Genomic DNA, 14,931 nt, shown 5'->3' with positions numbered 1-14,931 from the left:
CCCCCTTCTAGGGGGCCTAAAGCAAAGCCACCTCCTATGGAGGTGGATTTTTACTATCAACGTTAAGATATTTCCTCTGAAGATCGCGATAATCAGTTTGGGTGAGATCTAGACAGAATTACAACGCTTCGTTACTCAATAATGATAAATACCTGGCATGAATGCTCAAATAACTGCATTGAGGTTTGTTGTCCTAGCTTTCGTGCAAATGGCCAGGTAAGGGCTTTTATAAAAGGAATAAAACCTGTCAGTCCTAGGTATGGAGAAAGTTAAAAAGCGATCGCTCTATAGCGGCATGAAGCAGATCGATTACTATGAAGGGCTAGTTACACGATCATTAAAGGAAAAAATAGGGAGGGGTTGAGCAGATTTCACTTGAACGAAACAAACAACATAAAGCTGACAACTAACAGAGCAAGTCTGAGCTAATTACACTCAAACTGCCTGATAAATTGCCAGTTTTAAAGTCAACACTGCATTCTTAGCATGAACCGCCATAAGCACAATTTCTGACTTGATTCAGACCTTCTTTTGCTTTTTCGCTGTCATGTTTAATTTGTGCTGTACTTCTGCAGGTTTTTTTACCGAAACGTGTACCTACTGTCGTTTCAGTTTTGCATCTGTATTCGCCTTTTTTGCTTTCAGCGACTTGCTCACTTTGCTTTACTTCTTTCACTGCCGTTGCAGTTTTTGTTGACGGCGTTGTTTGGCATCCTGCTAACAAAAGTGTAGAAAAAACAAACACAATGGATGTTTTCATTAGTAACATACTGGCTCCTTTAGTATACAAAGTAGAATATATAAAATTAGTGTTATTAGAACGTTTCCTAGAATGATATGATTTTTGACACAAGTCAACGGATAGATCAACCGCTCAAAGGAAGTGCGTAGCGCGCTACAGAACATGTAATACAATAAAAGTCAGCAGATGAAGAATGTTTATTATGTAAAAAAATGTAATTTATTATTTAAACAAGGACTGACATCTGCTGCATCTTTGTGTTGCAGGGTCGTGAAGTAATCGTTCGGGTTCTATATTTTTTTCACAATCGGCACAAACTCCATACATATTGAGTTCTAACTGGCTTAACGCGGCCAATACAGCTTCTAACCTGGACATCGATTTTTGTAAGGGCCAGTACAAACGGCCTTTAGTAAGATCAGGCCAAAATGAAACCAAGTGCTGCTCCAGAACCATTAAAAGTTCCGTTCCAAGTTGGTGTTGTTCTGAACGTAACTCTGCTTTGATCTGTTGCTCTAGCTCTGACAACTCAGCCACCAATCGTTGTTTCGCTACTATTTGTGGTGTTATGCTCATCGTAAGTAACTCCGCTATTTTTAGCTAGTGTGGTCCCTAAATGAAAAGCTTGCTCTGATGCAAATCAATAAAAGGTAAAGGGAGGAAATTTTTTCACTACTATTCGGGTCTATTCTTTGCAACTTAATGCAACCCACAAGGAACATCGTTATGAAATCAAATAAAACTACTGCTGTTGCTGTCAGTGCTTTAGTGTTGGGGTCTTTATCTACGCTGAGCTTAAGCGCAAATGCCAATCCGTTTTCTGCTGAGCAGTTAAACGCGGGTTACCAATTAGCTTCCGCTGAAGCTTCTTGTGGTGCTGATAAAGCCAAAGAAGCCAAATGCGGTGAGGACAAAGCTAAAGACAAAGAAGCCAAATGCGGTGAAGGCAAATGTGGCGGCGATAAAAAAGACGCCAAAGACAAAGAAAAAACTAAAGAAGCTAAATGTGGTGAAGGCAAGTGCGGAGGCATGGCCTAATCTGCTGATGAGTCAGCCTGCATCCTCAGGCTGACTGCTTTTCAGGAGTACTTATGTCTGATATGCCTTTTTTTGGTCTGGTCCCATCTGAAGTGGCTTAGGTCTACGCCGTGAAATGTTGAGCTCTGTGCTGGAGCAGCAAAACACGGATATAGATTTTTTTGAAGTCGCGCCAGAAAACTGGTTGCCTTATGGTGGCAGTTATCAAAAAAAATTCCGGCAGCTGACTGAGCGTTATCCTTTTATTTGTCATGGCTTGTCGTTGTCTCTGGGAAGTCCCGATCCACTGGATCTCGGTTTTATTCGTCAAATCAAAGCGTTTTTAAAAGAACATCAAATCAAGCTCTACAGTGAACATTTAAGTTATTGTTCTGCCGGCGGTCATCTATATGATTTATTGCCAATCCCTTTTACTGAAGACGCTGCTATTTATGTGGCTGATCGTATTCGCATAGTGCAGGATATTCTTGAACAACCTTTAGTGATTGAAAACGTCTCTTATTATGCAGCACCCGGTCAGGAGCTGACTGAGCTTGAATTCACCAATGCAGTGCTAGAGTTGGCCGACTGCAAACTGCTTTTGGATGTAAATAATATTTACGTCAATTCTGTCAATCACGGTTACGATGCGTTAGCCTTTTTAAAAGGTTTACCCACTCAACGTATTGCTTATGGTCATGTTGCCGGGCACTACCGTGAACACGATCAGTTGCTGATTGATACGCATGGTGCTGATGTCGCCGACCCGGTCTGGGCTTTGTTAGCTGAAGCTTATCGGCATCATGGGCTATTTCCGACTTTGTTGGAGCGGGATTTTAATATCCCAGATTTGCAGCAGTTACAGGCGGAGCTTGAGCATATCCGTTCTCTGCACTCTGGTTCAGCCATAAAACGCAGGGCCTGATATGAAATTTCAGCAGGTTCAACAGCAGTTTGTCGCCTATCTGTGCTCACCAGAGCAGAATGAAAAGCCAGCCGACGTAACGCAGGAAAGGCTGGATGTCTACCGGGAGTTATTATTTAACAATGTGTCCGGTTTTGTCAGTAGTGCTTTTCCTGTATTGAAGTCTTTATATACGGAGCAGGCCTGGCAGCAGAAGTTAAAGTTATTTTTTTCGCTTTATCGCTGCGAGAATCCATTCTTTTTATCCATTGCCCAAAGTTTTTTAGATTTTTTACAAAAGCAGTACCAGCTTCAAAACCATGACCCTGTATTTATGCTGGAGTTGGCTCATTACGAATGGCTTGAGCTTGAGTTAGCAACATGCAAAGCACAAGGTGGGCCTGGGCTGACAGATGTAAAACGTCAGGCTCTGCAGTTGTCTGGACTGGTATCGGTGCAAGCTTATCAGTACCCGGTGCATAAAATTTGTGCTGAGTTTCAACCAACAGAGCCTGAAGTAAGTTTTTTACTGATTTATCGTAATCAGGAAGACGAAATTACCTTTGTTGCGTTGAATCAACTGACGACCTTGTTACTGCAGTTGCTTGGCCAACAACCTGGTATGACTTTGGCTGAGCTGGTGGCACAGATGCAGCCTTATGTACCTCAGCTCACTGCTGACCAACTATTTAGTGGTGCAGAGCAAATGCTGGCTGATTTTGCAGCAAAAGGCATAGTGCATGCTTTTCAAGCGCGGTAAAATTCATTACCATGTTTCACCTTTTTAGCGAGTGAGCTCAGATTATGGCAGACGAAAATTTTAAAGAGTCTTTTGGTATTGGCCAATTAGTGTTACTGATAGTCGCATTTGTGGTTTGTTTATGTTTACCACCGATCATCAGCTGGGTTCGCTTTTTCAGCTAAAGTGTCGCGAGTGACAAAAAAACCGCCTTGTGGCGGTTTTTTTATCTATTTTCAATGGAAAGCAAAGGGCTTGTCCCTTTTTATTAATTCAAATCAGGAAACTGAGAATGACGACAGAATCTCTTTCTGCTTTATTAAGCCAGGTGATCAAGGCGGTGCCTGATTACCCGAAACCAGGAATTTTATTTCGCGATGTGACCAGTCTGATGCTGGATGCTGAGGCTTTTGCCAAAGTGATAGACGCCTTTAAAGCACAATATCAGGACAAGGGCTTCACTAAAATTGTCGGCACAGAATCCCGCGGCTTCATTTTTGGTGCACCTTTGGCTTATGCCATGGGTTTACCTTTTGTACCAGTTCGTAAACCGGGCAAGTTACCGCGTGAACGTATTGCGCAGTCCTATCAGCTGGAATACGGCGAAGACACACTGGAAATTCACAAAGACGCGATAGTCTCAGGTGATAAGGTGCTGTTAGTGGATGACTTATTGGCTACAGGTGGTACTATTGCTGCAACAACCAGTTTGGTCGAGCGTTTAGGCGGCAAAGCGACAGACGCTGCTTTTGTGGTGAATCTGCCGGACTTAGGCGGACAAGCTCGTTTAGAAAAGCTTGGGTTGAACCTTTACAGTCTGGTTGAGTTTGCAGGCGATTAGTTCCTACCTAGCCAGCGTTGCAGTGACAGCGCGCAGCCAACAAGGCTGTCGCTTCTGGTACAAAAGCTAAAACAAATAGGCACAAGTGACATGAGTTATCAGGTACTGGCAAGAAAATGGCGACCGCAACATTTTGGTCAATTGGTCGGCCAGGATCATGTGAAAACGGCGTTGACCAATGCGCTCAATCACAACAGATTGCACCATGCCTATTTGTTTACTGGTACTCGTGGTGTCGGTAAAACCACCATAGCCCGTATTTTTGCCAAAAGTTTAAACTGCGAAACAGGTGTTACTTCCACGCCTTGTGGCGTCTGCAGCGCCTGCGTTGAAATTGATCAGGGCTTTTTTGTTGATCTGTTGGAAATTGACGCTGCGTCCCGCACTAAAGTAGAAGACACCCGGGATTTACTGGATAACGTGCAGTACGCGCCAAGCCGCGGCCGTTATAAAGTCTATTTAATCGACGAAGTGCATATGCTTTCGCGTCACAGCTTTAATGCACTGTTGAAAACGCTGGAAGAGCCACCGCCACATGTGAAGTTTCTGCTGGCGACGACTGATCCACAAAAACTGCCTGTCACCGTATTGTCCCGTTGTTTGCAATTTAGCTTAAAGGCCTTGAGCCCGGAGCAGATTAAACAGCACTTATCTTATGTATTGGCGCAGGAAGGTATTCCGGCAGCGGAAGATGCGCTTGCGTTGTTAGCTCGTGCTGCCAAAGGCAGTTTACGCGATTCGTTAAGCCTGACTGACCAAGCCATAGCCCAGAGTAATGCCAATATCACAGTGCCGCTGGTGCGCGATATGTTGGGGTATCTGGAGCAGCAGTGGGCAGAGCTTCTGTTAGCTGCGGTGATTAACCGGGATCTAGCTGCGCTGAAACAGCATCTTGACCAATTAGTGCAGCAGCACAGTCATTTTGCTCATGTGCTGGATGATATGTTGGCCTTATTGCATTTAGCGGCCTTAAGTCAGTTTAACTGGCAGGCCGCTGATTTGGTGACAGAACACAGTGCTTTTGTGCAGCAATTAGCAGAGCAGCAAAGCCCTGAGCAATTGCAGCTATTTTATCAGTTACTGATTTCAGGCAAAAAAGAATTGGCCTTTGCACCTGAGCCACGTATAGGCCTGGAAATGGCGTTATTACGAGCTGTGGCTTTTGTGCCAGGAGCTGCTGATACAACACCAGCCATGCGCGCTTCTGTTCCTGTGTCGCATGCGGCTGAACTCAAAGCTAAGTTTAATTTACCCGAAACTGCAGCTAAAGAGCCAGAACCTGAGCTGCATATGGCAGCATCATTGCCATCAGAGCCTGAAGTTGTAGTCGAAACACTCCCAGAACAGCACGTTCCTGCAGAAGTTGCAGTTACACAACCATCGGCTCCCGCTGGTATAGCCGCCTCTATTCTGGCGCGCCGTGGCATTAAAGTTGATGCTGTGAGCGCCGATAGGGCGGTGGAGAATCAGACCGAAAAAAAGTCTGAACCAGTTGCCGCTGTAGCTAAGGCTGCAGAGCCTGCTGCTATACAAAGAACACAAGCTGCTCCTGCTGCAGTTCATCAGCCCTTGCTACAACAGCAGCCTGTATTACAGCAGCAAGCCCCGGTGAATCAGCCGTCTCAGACAGCGACAGCTGGTATTCAGCATAGTCCGGTTATGGCTGCTGTGGTGTCTGAACAGCCAGAACCGGTAATGTCCGCTTATCTGGATGAACCTGATACGTCAGATACCTCAATAGAGGATGCCGATTTTGCAGCCGACTGGGCCTGGCAGGAATTTCAGCAGCAACATCAGCCCGAGCCCGTGCCAGAACAACAGTCAGTTACAGCAGCACCAGAATCTAAAGCTCAGTACCGTTTTGATGGCGTGATCACAGCAGAAAACTTTTCAGTGCGTCTTGCCGCTCAGGTCGATGAATGGGCTGCTTTAGTCGATAGCCTGAACTTAGGCGGTTTATTGCGCTTATATCTGTTGCACAGTGCCATTAGCTGGACAGGAGATACAGTGCAATTGCTGGTCTGTCAAAGCCAGCAGCATCTGGACAAAGAAAAGCTGCGTACTGAAATTATTAAAGAGCTGAATTTGGCCTTTCATAAAACGGTTCAGCTGGATATTCAGTATCAACCTTGGGTAGATACATGCCCTGTAGCGATTCAGCAGCGTATCGAGCGGGAACGTTTTGTTTATGTTGAGCAGTTGTTGCAGCAAGACCCCTGGGTGGTGCAGCTGCAAAAAGACTTTGGTGCGGAAATAGTTCCGGACAGTATTATCGTCAACTAATTCGTCTTGTATTTTGCGGCTCAAGTCATTATCTTGTCGCCAGTTTAACAGAGTCATTTTTAAAGAGAGTACAGTTATGTTCAAAGGTGGTGGTGGCGGTTTAGGCAATATCATGAAGCAGGCGCAAGCCATGCAGGATAAAATGCAAAAGGCCCAGCAGGAATTGGCTAATCTGGAAGTTACGGGCGAGTCGGGTGCGGGTTTGGTGAAAGTCACCATGACAGGCAACCACAATGTTCGCCGTGTCAGCATCGACGACAGTCTGATGCAGGATGACAAAGAAATGGTTGAAGATTTAGTAGCAGCTGCTATTAACGACGCGGTACGCCGTGTAGAGGAAGCCAATAAAGCCAAAATGGCTGCTGTAACCGGCAGTATGCAATTACCTCCTGGTTTTAAGATGCCGTTTTAACAGGTCGCCTGAAAACGCATGAATAAATTCAGCCCTTTGCTGCAGCAGTTGATCGATGCCTTGCGCATATTGCCGGGTGTAGGTCCAAAGTCTGCTCAACGTATTGCTCTGCAGTTGCTGGAACGCAACAGGGCTGGGGCCATGCAGTTGTCTAAAGCTTTGGCGGTAGCGATGGAGAAAGTAGGGCATTGCCAGCAGTGCCGTACTTTTTGTGAAACAGAGTTATGTGCTATTTGCTCAGACCCGAGGCGTAGCGACAGTCAAAGCCTTTGTATTGTCGCATCGTCCTCTGATCAGTTTGCCATAGAACAAACAGGCCAGTTTAAAGGCCGTTATTTTGTCTTGCAGGGCCAGTTATCGCCGCTTGATGGCATAGGTCCTTCCGAATTAGGTCTGGATTTATTACAAAAGCAGCTGGGTACTGGTTCGGTGCAGGAAGTGATATTGGCAACCAATCCGACAGTGGAAGGCGATGCCACAGCCTATTACATTGCCGAGCAATGTAAAAAATATCAGGTTAATGTATCCCGTATCGCTCATGGTGTGCCTGTGGGCGGGGATTTAGAGTATGTGGACGGGACTACCCTGTCGCACGCCTTTAGTGGCCGCAAACCCATCTGAGCTTCGTCCTTGAAGCTATAGCTTTGTTGGCTGCGCCTCTCGCCCCAATCGCATAGTCGGCTATGCTCATGGGGACTCGTTTGCTCGCCGCCGCGCTCTAGCTCCAATGCCTTTGCTTAGGACCTTTGTCCTTGCAGCGTTGCTTTGTTTATTCTTTCTCCACTTGCCTGCTCCTCCATTTTGTTCTTTGTTTTGCCGCTATTGCCCCCTTGATATTTGCGGGTATTAAACCCATATCCTTGCCAGCACAATTGAAAGTCATTCCACGAAAGATAAGGAGCTGTATATGACTGAAACAGTACAAAAACAAAAGCACGGCTTTCAGGCCGAGGTCAAACAACTTCTGCAGCTGATGATCCATTCGCTGTATTCCAATAAAGAAATTTTCCTGCGTGAGCTGGTCTCCAACGCCTCAGATGCGGCGGATAAACTGCGCTTTTTAGCTTTGTCAGACAGCAGCCTGTATGACAATGACGGCGAGCTGAAAGTCCGTATCAGTCTGGATGAAGCCGCTAAAACCATTACCATCAGCGACAACGGTATTGGTATGACTCAGGATGAAGTGATTAGCCATTTGGGCACTATCGCGAAATCAGGCACTAAAGAATTTTTTGGTCAGCTGTCAGGCGACCAAAGCAAAGACTCTCAACTGATTGGTCAGTTTGGTGTAGGTTTCTACTCTGCTTTTATCGTCGCCGACAAAGTCACAGTCAAAACCCGTAAAGCCGGTGCGCCAGCTGATTCAGCGGTGGAGTGGGAATCTACAGGTGAAGGTGACTACACTATTACTCCTATCGTCAAAGCAAGCCGTGGTACTGACATTATTCTGCATTTACGTGACGAAGAAACTGAGTTTTTAAGTCAGTGGAAGGTTGAGTCTATTGTCACTAAATACTCTGACCATATCAGTATTCCGGTAGAGATGTATCAAGAAGGGACTCCAGAGCGCGATGGTGAAGAGGGTGAAAAAATTCCTGCAACCGAAGGCTACTGGAAAGCGGTAAACAAAGCCACTGCACTGTGGATGCGCGATAAGTCTGAGGTCTCTGATACGGAGTACCAGGAATTCTACAAGCATATTTCACATGATTGGACAGAGCCACTGAGCTGGAGTCACAACAAAGTAGAAGGCAACACCAACTATACCAGCCTGCTTTACGTTCCGAAAAAAGCACCTTTTGATTTATGGAACCGCGAAGCCCGTCATGGCTTAAAACTCTATGTACAACGCGTCTTTATTATGGATGACGCTGAACAGTTTATGCCAAGTTACCTGCGTTTTATCAAAGGCGTGCTGGACTCCAGCGATTTACCACTGAACGTATCGCGTGAAATTCTGCAGGACACCAAAGTGACACAAAGCCTGCGTAAAGGCTGTACCTCACGCGTGTTAAAGATGCTGGAGAAAATGGCCAAAGCTGAAGACCAAACCGAATACCAGACGTTCTGGACTGAGTTTGGTCAGGTGATGAAAGAAGGCCCGGCGGAAGATTTCGCCAATAAAGAAACTATCGCCAAGCTACTGCGTTTTGCCTCGACTCATAACGAGACAGCCGATCAGAATGTCAGTTTAGATGCTTATGTCAGCCGGATGAAAGAAGGTCAGGACGAGATTTATTTTATCGTTGCTGATAGCTACGAGGCGGCCAAACACAGTCCACATTTAGAAGTACTGCGTAAAAAAGGCATTGAAGTGCTGCTGTTGTCCGACCGTGTTGATGAGTGGTTAATGCAGCACCTGACTGACTTTGAAGGCAAAAAGCTGCGTTCTATTGCCAAAGGTAATCTGGACATCAGCAAGCTGGATGACGAAGAGACCAAAAAGGCTCAGGAAGAAACAGAAAAGCAATTTGCTGCTGTGACTGAACGTTTTAAAGCAGCTTTAGGTGACGAGGTTAAAGCCGTGAAAACCAGTCATCGTTTAACCGACAGCCCAGCTTGTATTGTCACTGATGAGTTCGATATGAGCACGCAAATGATCAAGCTGATGGAGTCTGTGGGTCAGAAAGTGCCGGACGTGAAACCTATTTTTGAACTGAACCCGGACCATGCACTGGTCAAACATATTGCCGATGTGCAGGACGAAAAGCAGTTTAAACAGTGGGCTGAAGTCTTGTTGGATCAGGCGTTATTAGCTGAGCGTGGCAGCCTGAAAAATCCTGCAACTTTTGTCAGCCGCTTAAACGCGCTGCTGCTGGATTTATCGAAAAAAGCCTAAGCTACATTCCCAGGCATCAGAAGCCTCTGCCTATGCGGGGGCTTTTTTATTCGCAGCCATCCATGGCGCTCACCCTGCGGGCCAACGCTTCGCGTTGTTAAAAATTGTCTCCTGACAATTTTTATTCGCAGCCATCCATGGCGCTCACCCTTTGGGCCAATGCTTTGCATTGTTAAAAATTGATCCGGGTAATTTTTTCTTCGTCAGAGGAAAGATTTCCCACTATCCCCCTGTCTCTTATCACAATAGCATGATGCGGAGCCTGATTGTGATACACCAAAGTATCCTGTTTTATCAAAAATTAGTGACGAAGCTGCAGCGACTGGATTTTATTCCTTTGTTGTTGCTGAGGTTATACCTGACCCCGGTAATGATGCAGGCGGGCTGGACTAAATTACGTAACTTTGACAGTACCTTAAATTGGTTCGCTGACCCGGACTGGGGTTTAGGGTTGCCTGCTCCTGCTCTGATGTTATCTCTGGTGATTCTGTTCGAGCTTGGTGGTGGGTTAGCGCTGCTATTGGGTTTATTCACCCGGATGACCGCTTTAGGATTAAGTATCACTATGCTGGTGGCTATGGGAGCTGTGCACGCTAAAAACGGCTGGCTGGCGATAGCAGATGCGTCCAGTTGGCTGGCAGACGGCACAGTTCTTTATAACGAAGCTGTGATGGCGGCACCGGATAAATTGACGAGGGTCAATGATATTTTGCAGCAGCAGCCTGACTATGATTGGCTGGTTTCCAGTGGCAAATTCGTAGTGCTTAACAACGGCATTGAGTTTGCTGCTACTTACTTGGTTATGTTACTGGTATTGGTTGTCTGCGGGGCAGGGCGTTGGCTGAGTCTGGATTATTGGTTAAGCCGCAAAGTCGTTGGAGTGGCAACAACACAGGAGGCTGCAGCTTGAGTTTTCTTCAGTCTATGTCCTATAGTGAGCGGCCACAACCGGAGACCAAACCGGATACGGCAGTCTTGCCTACAAGGACAACGAATGTGAAGTGGTGGTTAACGGACAAAGCGACTGTAAAAAAACAGACGCCAGAAAAAGAGCAGCGTCAGCACAGTTACATGCAATTGGTGCGTTTATATCATGCGGATTTATATCGTTATAGTTGCTGGCTCTGCCGTAGTGCTGATATTGCCGAGGATCTGGTTCAGGATACCTATTTGCGAGCCTGGAAAAGTATTGATTTACTGCAAAATGAAGCCTCTGCCAAAGCCTGGTTGTTTACTATTTTACGCAATGAAAACGCCCGACGTTTTGAACGTAAACAGTTTCAGTATCAGGAGGTAGAGCAGGATTTATTGCTGGATGAGCACCAGGTGACTCCAGAGCAATTGTATTCACAGCAGCAGTTACTAAAGCAAATTGAGAGTCTCGAACCTGAATATAGTGAGCCTCTGATCCTGCAAATTATCGGTGGTTTTAGTGGTGACGAAATAGCGCAATTGCTGTCTCTGAACCTCAATACAGTCAATACCCGTTTATTTCGCGCCCGTAAACAGTTACGGGATTTGTTAAGCCACGACAGTGTCAGGGAGCAAAAAAATGGATGAGTTAGAAGTTCGTCGTCGTTTGCTGACTGATCCCTATCATTTGACGCCTGAACAACTACAGCAGTTGCAGCAGGATCCGGATAGTCAGCAATTTCATCAGGATGTGTTGGACCTGGATCAGCATATTAAACAAGTGTTAAGCCCTCCTGTACCCAAGACGCTGGAAAATACCTTGTTGTTGCTGCAGCACAAACACAAGCAGCAACAGCAGAAACGCTTTTACCAGAATCTGATTGCGTTGGCGGCTTCTGTGGCATTTTTAGCGGGCTTTGCGCTGAACTGGTCGTTTTTCCTGTATGGCTCACAAAGTCTGGGGGAGAATTCTTTGGCTCATGTGTATCACGAAGAGCCTTATATGCATCACAGGATGGCCGCTCTATCTTTGTCTGAAGTGAATAGTAAGCTGGCCGATTTTGATGCAGAGCTTAGTTCTTCAGACTATACAGTGGTATTTGCAAACTATTGTAACTTCCGTGGCACCCGCTCTTTGCATTTGGTGGTCGAAACAGAACAGGGCTTGATGACGGTCTTTGTTGTTCCTAAAGAAAACTCTTTGAATTTTGAAGAACAATTTCATGATGAAAAATATCAGGGGCGCAGCATTGCAACTCATAAAGCTATTCTGGTGATGGTCAGTGACAAAGCTGAAACCCTGCAACAGGGCGAGCAACAGTTACTGAAAAACCTCCAGTTTAAAGCCTGAACGTAAAAAGCTTTGGAAGAGCTTTATGTGCTTCCGAAGCTTTCCTTTATAAAATTCTTTGTTTTATTGATCTCCATCAATTTTTAGTTGTCAGTGTTAGAGTGTTTAAATTTTATTCATTTATTATCAATAGGTTAGGTTTGATTTTTTCTGGTTGTTATTTCAGCAGTTCTACAATTTAACTTCAAACCTCTGGTTGCAGCTGTTGCTCTGAGAGGCAGTAAATATGCACGACCTTAGTCGAATAGCTGGCTGTGTTTATTCAACTTTTTTATCTTTTAGCTGTATTTCCATCTGCTAATTGGCCCAATTGGCTGTTGTAGTAAGTTATCCTACCAAAGTAGGCTTGACTCAGGCTTATCAGGTAAGACAAGCAGACAAATTCCTTGTCTGATGAAGCACATTATGTAAAGATTCATCCCCTATAACAAATGGATCAATCCCAGGTTAATTGAGGATCTTTGTATGCGTATTATTTTGTTGGGTGCCCCGGGTGCTGGTAAAGGAACTCAGGCGCAGTTTCTGATGAACAAGTATGGGATCCCACAAATTTCGACTGGTGACATGCTGCGTGCTGCGATTAAAGAGGGCAGTGCTCTGGGGTTGGCTGCAAAGCAAGTGATGGATGCAGGCCAACTGGTGTCTGATGATTTAATTATTGGTTTAGTCAAAGAGCGTATTAGCAAAGAAGATTGTGCTAAAGGTTTCTTGTTAGATGGTTTCCCTCGGACTATTCCGCAGGCCGATGCGATGAAAGCCAACGGTGTAGTGGTTGATCACGTGATTGAGTTTGACGTGCCGGATGATGTGATTGTTGAGCGTATGAGCGGCCGTCGTGTTCACCCTGCTTCAGGTCGTGTCTACCATGTCAGTTACAATCCGCCTAAAGTGGAAGGAAAAGACGATCTGACCGGCGAAGATTTAGTGATCCGTGAAGATGATAAAGAAGAAACTGTACGCAAACGTTTAGGTATTTACCATGAGCAAACTGAACTGCTGGTTGGTTATTACCGTCAAGAAGCAGAACAAGGTCGCACCCAATATCACCATATGATGGGTACCTTGCCTGTTGAGCAAGTCAGTGCACAACTTGAAGCCTTGTTAGGTTAAGTATTAGTTGTTGCGGCGAAGCCACCTTGAGTGGGCTTTTTAATGGCTAACTTTTTTGATTTTTTTAAAAGCACGCGAGTTCATAAATTTAGGTTTTGTCTGCAGAGAGTGTGGACTGGTCAGTTTTTAGAAACCCCAAGGTTGGTGAGTATGAGTTTAGCTATTACATCTTTGTATGCCGCCATTCTGGCGTTGTTGTATGTGGGATTGGCAGGTTTAGTGATCCGTCAGCGCTTCAAACACCGAATTGGCCTGGGAACTGGCAAAGAACCCCGGTTGTTACAAACGGTACGTATGCATGGTAACTTTGCCGAATACGTGCCGTTTTTACTTATTTTAGTTGCCTTGCTCGAACTGCAGCAGAGCCCCGTCTGGCAAGTGCATCTGGTTGCGGGTCTTACTTTGACTGGCCGCGTGTTACATGCGATAGGCTTGTGGCGCAGCAGTGGAACTTCAGCACCTCGTTTCTTCGGAATGATTACAACTTTCGCAGCTCTTATTGTCGCAGCTGTGTTTTTATTAATGAAGTAACTGATGCAACAGACGGTACTGATGCTACATAGTTCGTTGTCAAGCGGACGCCAATGGCAGAGTTTGAAGCTAGCCTTAAAAGCGCAGTATCAGGTATTAAATCCTGATCTGCTTGGGTATGGCAGCAACACTGAGAAGTACCCAAGGCCTATGCAACTGGCGGATGAAGCCAAAAAGCTATGGCCTTTGCTGGACGGAAAAGCGGCAGGTTCAGTGATTTTGGTCGGACACTCCTTCGGTGGTGCATTGGCTTTGCATATGGCGCGCACTCGTCCTGAACTTTTCAAAGCAGTGTTAGTGTTTGAACCTGTGGCTTTTCATTTGTTTAAATCCACAGATCCCGCTTTGTATCAGCAGGTTCAGCAGTTAAGCCAGCATATGCTGAATGTAAGTCCAAAAGACGCAGCAGAGCTTTTTATCGATTACTGGCAAGGTGATGTGTGCTTCAGGCATTTGCCGGATGTTATGCAGCAAAAACTCACAGCGCAAGTGGGGAAAGTGGCTGCTGATTTTGAAGCGTTAAGTGGCGAGCCTGCAACGCTTATCGACTACGCCACTGCTATTCACTGTCCTGTGTTGCTGTTAAGTGGCGAGCAAAGCCAGTTATCAGCGCAACGTTTGGCAGTCATGCTGGCTGGTGCTTTACCTTGCGTTGAGTTTCAAACCGTAAAAACGGGCCACATGGGGCCCGTTACAGATGCGGCATTAGTCAATGCTCTTCTGCTTGAGTTTATTCAGTGCCTTCAGGTTTAAGCATTACTCACCTGGGCCAGGTTAGAGTTTTCTTCCAGCAGCTGAGGCACAGCTTTGGCTGTTGACTGTTGATTAATGCTTATTTTGCGTGGTTTTAACGCTTCAGGTACTTCACGTATCAATTCAATATGCAGCAGGCCATGGCTCATCTGAGCGCCAGTCACTTTGATGTAATCTGACAACTGGAACTTACGCTCAAAGTTACGTTCCGCAATGCCTTGATGCAGGAAGCGGCGACCTTCGGTTTTATCAGCTTTCTGACCACGCACCACTAAGTTATTATGTTCGGTTTCAATAGATAACTCTGCTTCATCAAAGCCAGCTATAGCCATAGTAATGCGGTACTGATCCTCACCTGTCACCTCTATGTTGTATGGCGGATAAGCCGGCTGTTTTTCATTGCGGGCAGCGGCATCCATCAGGTTGGCTAAATGATCAAAACCAATAAATGAGCGATAAAATGGGGTAAAGTCTAAAGTGTTCATAATCAAATCCTC

At 45.7% G+C, this 14,931-nt stretch carries 17 protein-coding genes; 14 read left to right on the top strand and 3 right to left on the bottom strand.

Annotation, left to right across the window (positions count from 1 at the left end):
* Window positions 1-481: 481 nt before the first annotated feature.
* Entirely contained in the window at window positions 482-769 is a 288-nt protein-coding gene (locus WH43_RS06295; protein ID WP_053423780.1) for a hypothetical protein, read from the bottom strand.
* A 195-nt stretch (window positions 770-964) separates the two neighbouring features.
* Window positions 965-1,318, bottom strand: coding sequence for a TraR/DksA C4-type zinc finger protein (locus WH43_RS06290; protein WP_053423779.1), 354 nt, complete (start codon window positions 1,316-1,318; stop codon window positions 965-967).
* A 150-nt stretch (window positions 1,319-1,468) separates the two neighbouring features.
* Between WH43_RS06290 and WH43_RS06285 the strand changes: the two genes are divergently transcribed.
* From WH43_RS06285 to WH43_RS06220, 14 genes are all read left to right on the top strand, one after another.
* Window positions 1,469-1,780: an HvfA family oxazolone/thioamide-modified RiPP metallophore gene (locus WH43_RS06285; protein WP_046520580.1), complete on the top strand. Its 312-nt coding sequence runs from the start codon at window positions 1,469-1,471 to the stop codon at window positions 1,778-1,780.
* A 115-nt stretch (window positions 1,781-1,895) separates the two neighbouring features.
* Window positions 1,896-2,684, top strand: coding sequence for an HvfB family MNIO-type RiPP peptide maturase (locus tag WH43_RS06280; RefSeq protein ID WP_053423778.1), 789 nt, complete (start codon window positions 1,896-1,898; stop codon window positions 2,682-2,684).
* 1 nt (window position 2,685) lies between these two features.
* Window positions 2,686-3,423, top strand: coding sequence for an HvfC family RiPP maturation protein (locus tag WH43_RS06275; protein ID WP_053423777.1), 738 nt, complete (start codon window positions 2,686-2,688; stop codon window positions 3,421-3,423).
* Between the two features lie 271 nt (window positions 3,424-3,694).
* Window positions 3,695-4,243, top strand: coding sequence for an adenine phosphoribosyltransferase (gene apt / locus WH43_RS06270; RefSeq protein WP_053423776.1), 549 nt, complete (start codon window positions 3,695-3,697; stop codon window positions 4,241-4,243).
* A gap of 90 nt (window positions 4,244-4,333) precedes the next feature.
* Window positions 4,334-6,526: a DNA polymerase III subunit gamma/tau gene (gene dnaX, locus WH43_RS06265; protein ID WP_053423775.1), complete on the top strand. Its 2,193-nt coding sequence runs from the start codon at window positions 4,334-4,336 to the stop codon at window positions 6,524-6,526.
* A gap of 76 nt (window positions 6,527-6,602) precedes the next feature.
* A complete protein-coding gene (locus WH43_RS06260) occupies window positions 6,603-6,938 on the top strand; it encodes a YbaB/EbfC family nucleoid-associated protein (protein WP_053423774.1) in 336 nt (111 codons plus the stop codon).
* Between the two features lie 18 nt (window positions 6,939-6,956).
* Entirely contained in the window at window positions 6,957-7,559 is a 603-nt protein-coding gene (gene recR / locus WH43_RS06255; protein WP_053423773.1) for a recombination mediator RecR, read from the top strand.
* Window positions 7,560-7,845: 286 nt separating this feature from the next.
* A complete protein-coding gene (htpG, locus tag WH43_RS06250) occupies window positions 7,846-9,777 on the top strand; it encodes a molecular chaperone HtpG (RefSeq protein ID WP_053423772.1) in 1,932 nt (643 codons plus the stop codon).
* A gap of 268 nt (window positions 9,778-10,045) precedes the next feature.
* The gene (locus WH43_RS06245) at window positions 10,046-10,687 is read left to right on the top strand and encodes an HvfX family Cu-binding RiPP maturation protein (protein WP_286049525.1); all 642 of its coding nucleotides are present in this window, start codon (window positions 10,046-10,048) and stop codon (window positions 10,685-10,687) included.
* Window positions 10,688-10,773: 86 nt separating this feature from the next.
* Window positions 10,774-11,337: a sigma-70 family RNA polymerase sigma factor gene (locus WH43_RS06240; protein ID WP_053423771.1), complete on the top strand. Its 564-nt coding sequence runs from the start codon at window positions 10,774-10,776 to the stop codon at window positions 11,335-11,337.
* Window positions 11,330-12,040 (top strand): DUF3379 family protein, encoded by a 711-nt coding sequence (locus tag WH43_RS06235; RefSeq protein ID WP_053423770.1) that lies wholly within the window; start codon window positions 11,330-11,332, stop codon window positions 12,038-12,040. The genes WH43_RS06240 and WH43_RS06235 overlap by 8 nt, the downstream gene beginning before the upstream one ends.
* 465 nt (window positions 12,041-12,505) lie before the next feature.
* A complete protein-coding gene (adk, locus tag WH43_RS06230) occupies window positions 12,506-13,150 on the top strand; it encodes an adenylate kinase (protein WP_053423769.1) in 645 nt (214 codons plus the stop codon).
* A 150-nt stretch (window positions 13,151-13,300) separates the two neighbouring features.
* Window positions 13,301-13,681, top strand: coding sequence for an MAPEG family protein (locus tag WH43_RS06225; RefSeq protein WP_082335698.1), 381 nt, complete (start codon window positions 13,301-13,303; stop codon window positions 13,679-13,681).
* A gap of 3 nt (window positions 13,682-13,684) precedes the next feature.
* On the top strand, window positions 13,685-14,434 hold the full coding sequence (locus tag WH43_RS06220; protein WP_053423768.1) for an alpha/beta fold hydrolase: 750 nt from the start codon (window positions 13,685-13,687) through the stop codon (window positions 14,432-14,434).
* Here WH43_RS06220 and WH43_RS06215 read toward each other — a convergent pair.
* Window positions 14,431-14,919 (bottom strand): Hsp20 family protein, encoded by a 489-nt coding sequence (locus WH43_RS06215; protein ID WP_053423767.1) that lies wholly within the window; start codon window positions 14,917-14,919, stop codon window positions 14,431-14,433. The two genes, WH43_RS06220 and WH43_RS06215, sit on opposite strands and share 4 nt — an antisense overlap.
* Between the last annotated feature and the right edge of the window lie 12 nt (window positions 14,920-14,931).

The sequence above is a fragment of the Rheinheimera sp. KL1 genome (assembly GCF_001275035.1).
Taxonomy (GTDB): Bacteria; Pseudomonadota; Gammaproteobacteria; order Enterobacterales; family Alteromonadaceae; genus Pararheinheimera; species Pararheinheimera tangshanensis.
Note: the sequence above shows the minus strand (reverse complement) of the source record. Positions and strands in the feature narration are given on the sequence as shown.

Bases quoted from the DNA above. Each gene is read 5' to 3' on its own strand.
- WH43_RS06295 (WP_053423780.1), bottom strand. From the start codon at position 769: ATGTTACTAATGAAAACATCCATTGTGTTTGTTTTTTCTACACTTTTG.
- WH43_RS06290 (WP_053423779.1), bottom strand. From the start codon at position 1,318: ATGAGCATAACACCACAAATAGTAGCGAAACAACGATTGGTGGCTGAG.
- WH43_RS06285 (WP_046520580.1), top strand. From the start codon at position 1,469: ATGAAATCAAATAAAACTACTGCTGTTGCTGTCAGTGCTTTAGTGTTG.
- WH43_RS06280 (WP_053423778.1), top strand. From the start codon at position 1,896: ATGTTGAGCTCTGTGCTGGAGCAGCAAAACACGGATATAGATTTTTTT.
- WH43_RS06275 (WP_053423777.1), top strand. From the start codon at position 2,686: ATGAAATTTCAGCAGGTTCAACAGCAGTTTGTCGCCTATCTGTGCTCA.
- apt (WP_053423776.1), top strand. From the start codon at position 3,695: ATGACGACAGAATCTCTTTCTGCTTTATTAAGCCAGGTGATCAAGGCG.
- dnaX (WP_053423775.1), top strand. From the start codon at position 4,334: ATGAGTTATCAGGTACTGGCAAGAAAATGGCGACCGCAACATTTTGGT.
- WH43_RS06260 (WP_053423774.1), top strand. From the start codon at position 6,603: ATGTTCAAAGGTGGTGGTGGCGGTTTAGGCAATATCATGAAGCAGGCG.
- recR (WP_053423773.1), top strand. From the start codon at position 6,957: ATGAATAAATTCAGCCCTTTGCTGCAGCAGTTGATCGATGCCTTGCGC.
- htpG (WP_053423772.1), top strand. From the start codon at position 7,846: ATGACTGAAACAGTACAAAAACAAAAGCACGGCTTTCAGGCCGAGGTC.
- WH43_RS06235 (WP_053423770.1), top strand. From the start codon at position 11,330: ATGGATGAGTTAGAAGTTCGTCGTCGTTTGCTGACTGATCCCTATCAT.
- adk (WP_053423769.1), top strand. From the start codon at position 12,506: ATGCGTATTATTTTGTTGGGTGCCCCGGGTGCTGGTAAAGGAACTCAG.
- WH43_RS06225 (WP_082335698.1), top strand. From the start codon at position 13,301: ATGAGTTTAGCTATTACATCTTTGTATGCCGCCATTCTGGCGTTGTTG.
- WH43_RS06220 (WP_053423768.1), top strand. From the start codon at position 13,685: ATGCAACAGACGGTACTGATGCTACATAGTTCGTTGTCAAGCGGACGC.
- WH43_RS06215 (WP_053423767.1), bottom strand. From the start codon at position 14,919: ATGAACACTTTAGACTTTACCCCATTTTATCGCTCATTTATTGGTTTT.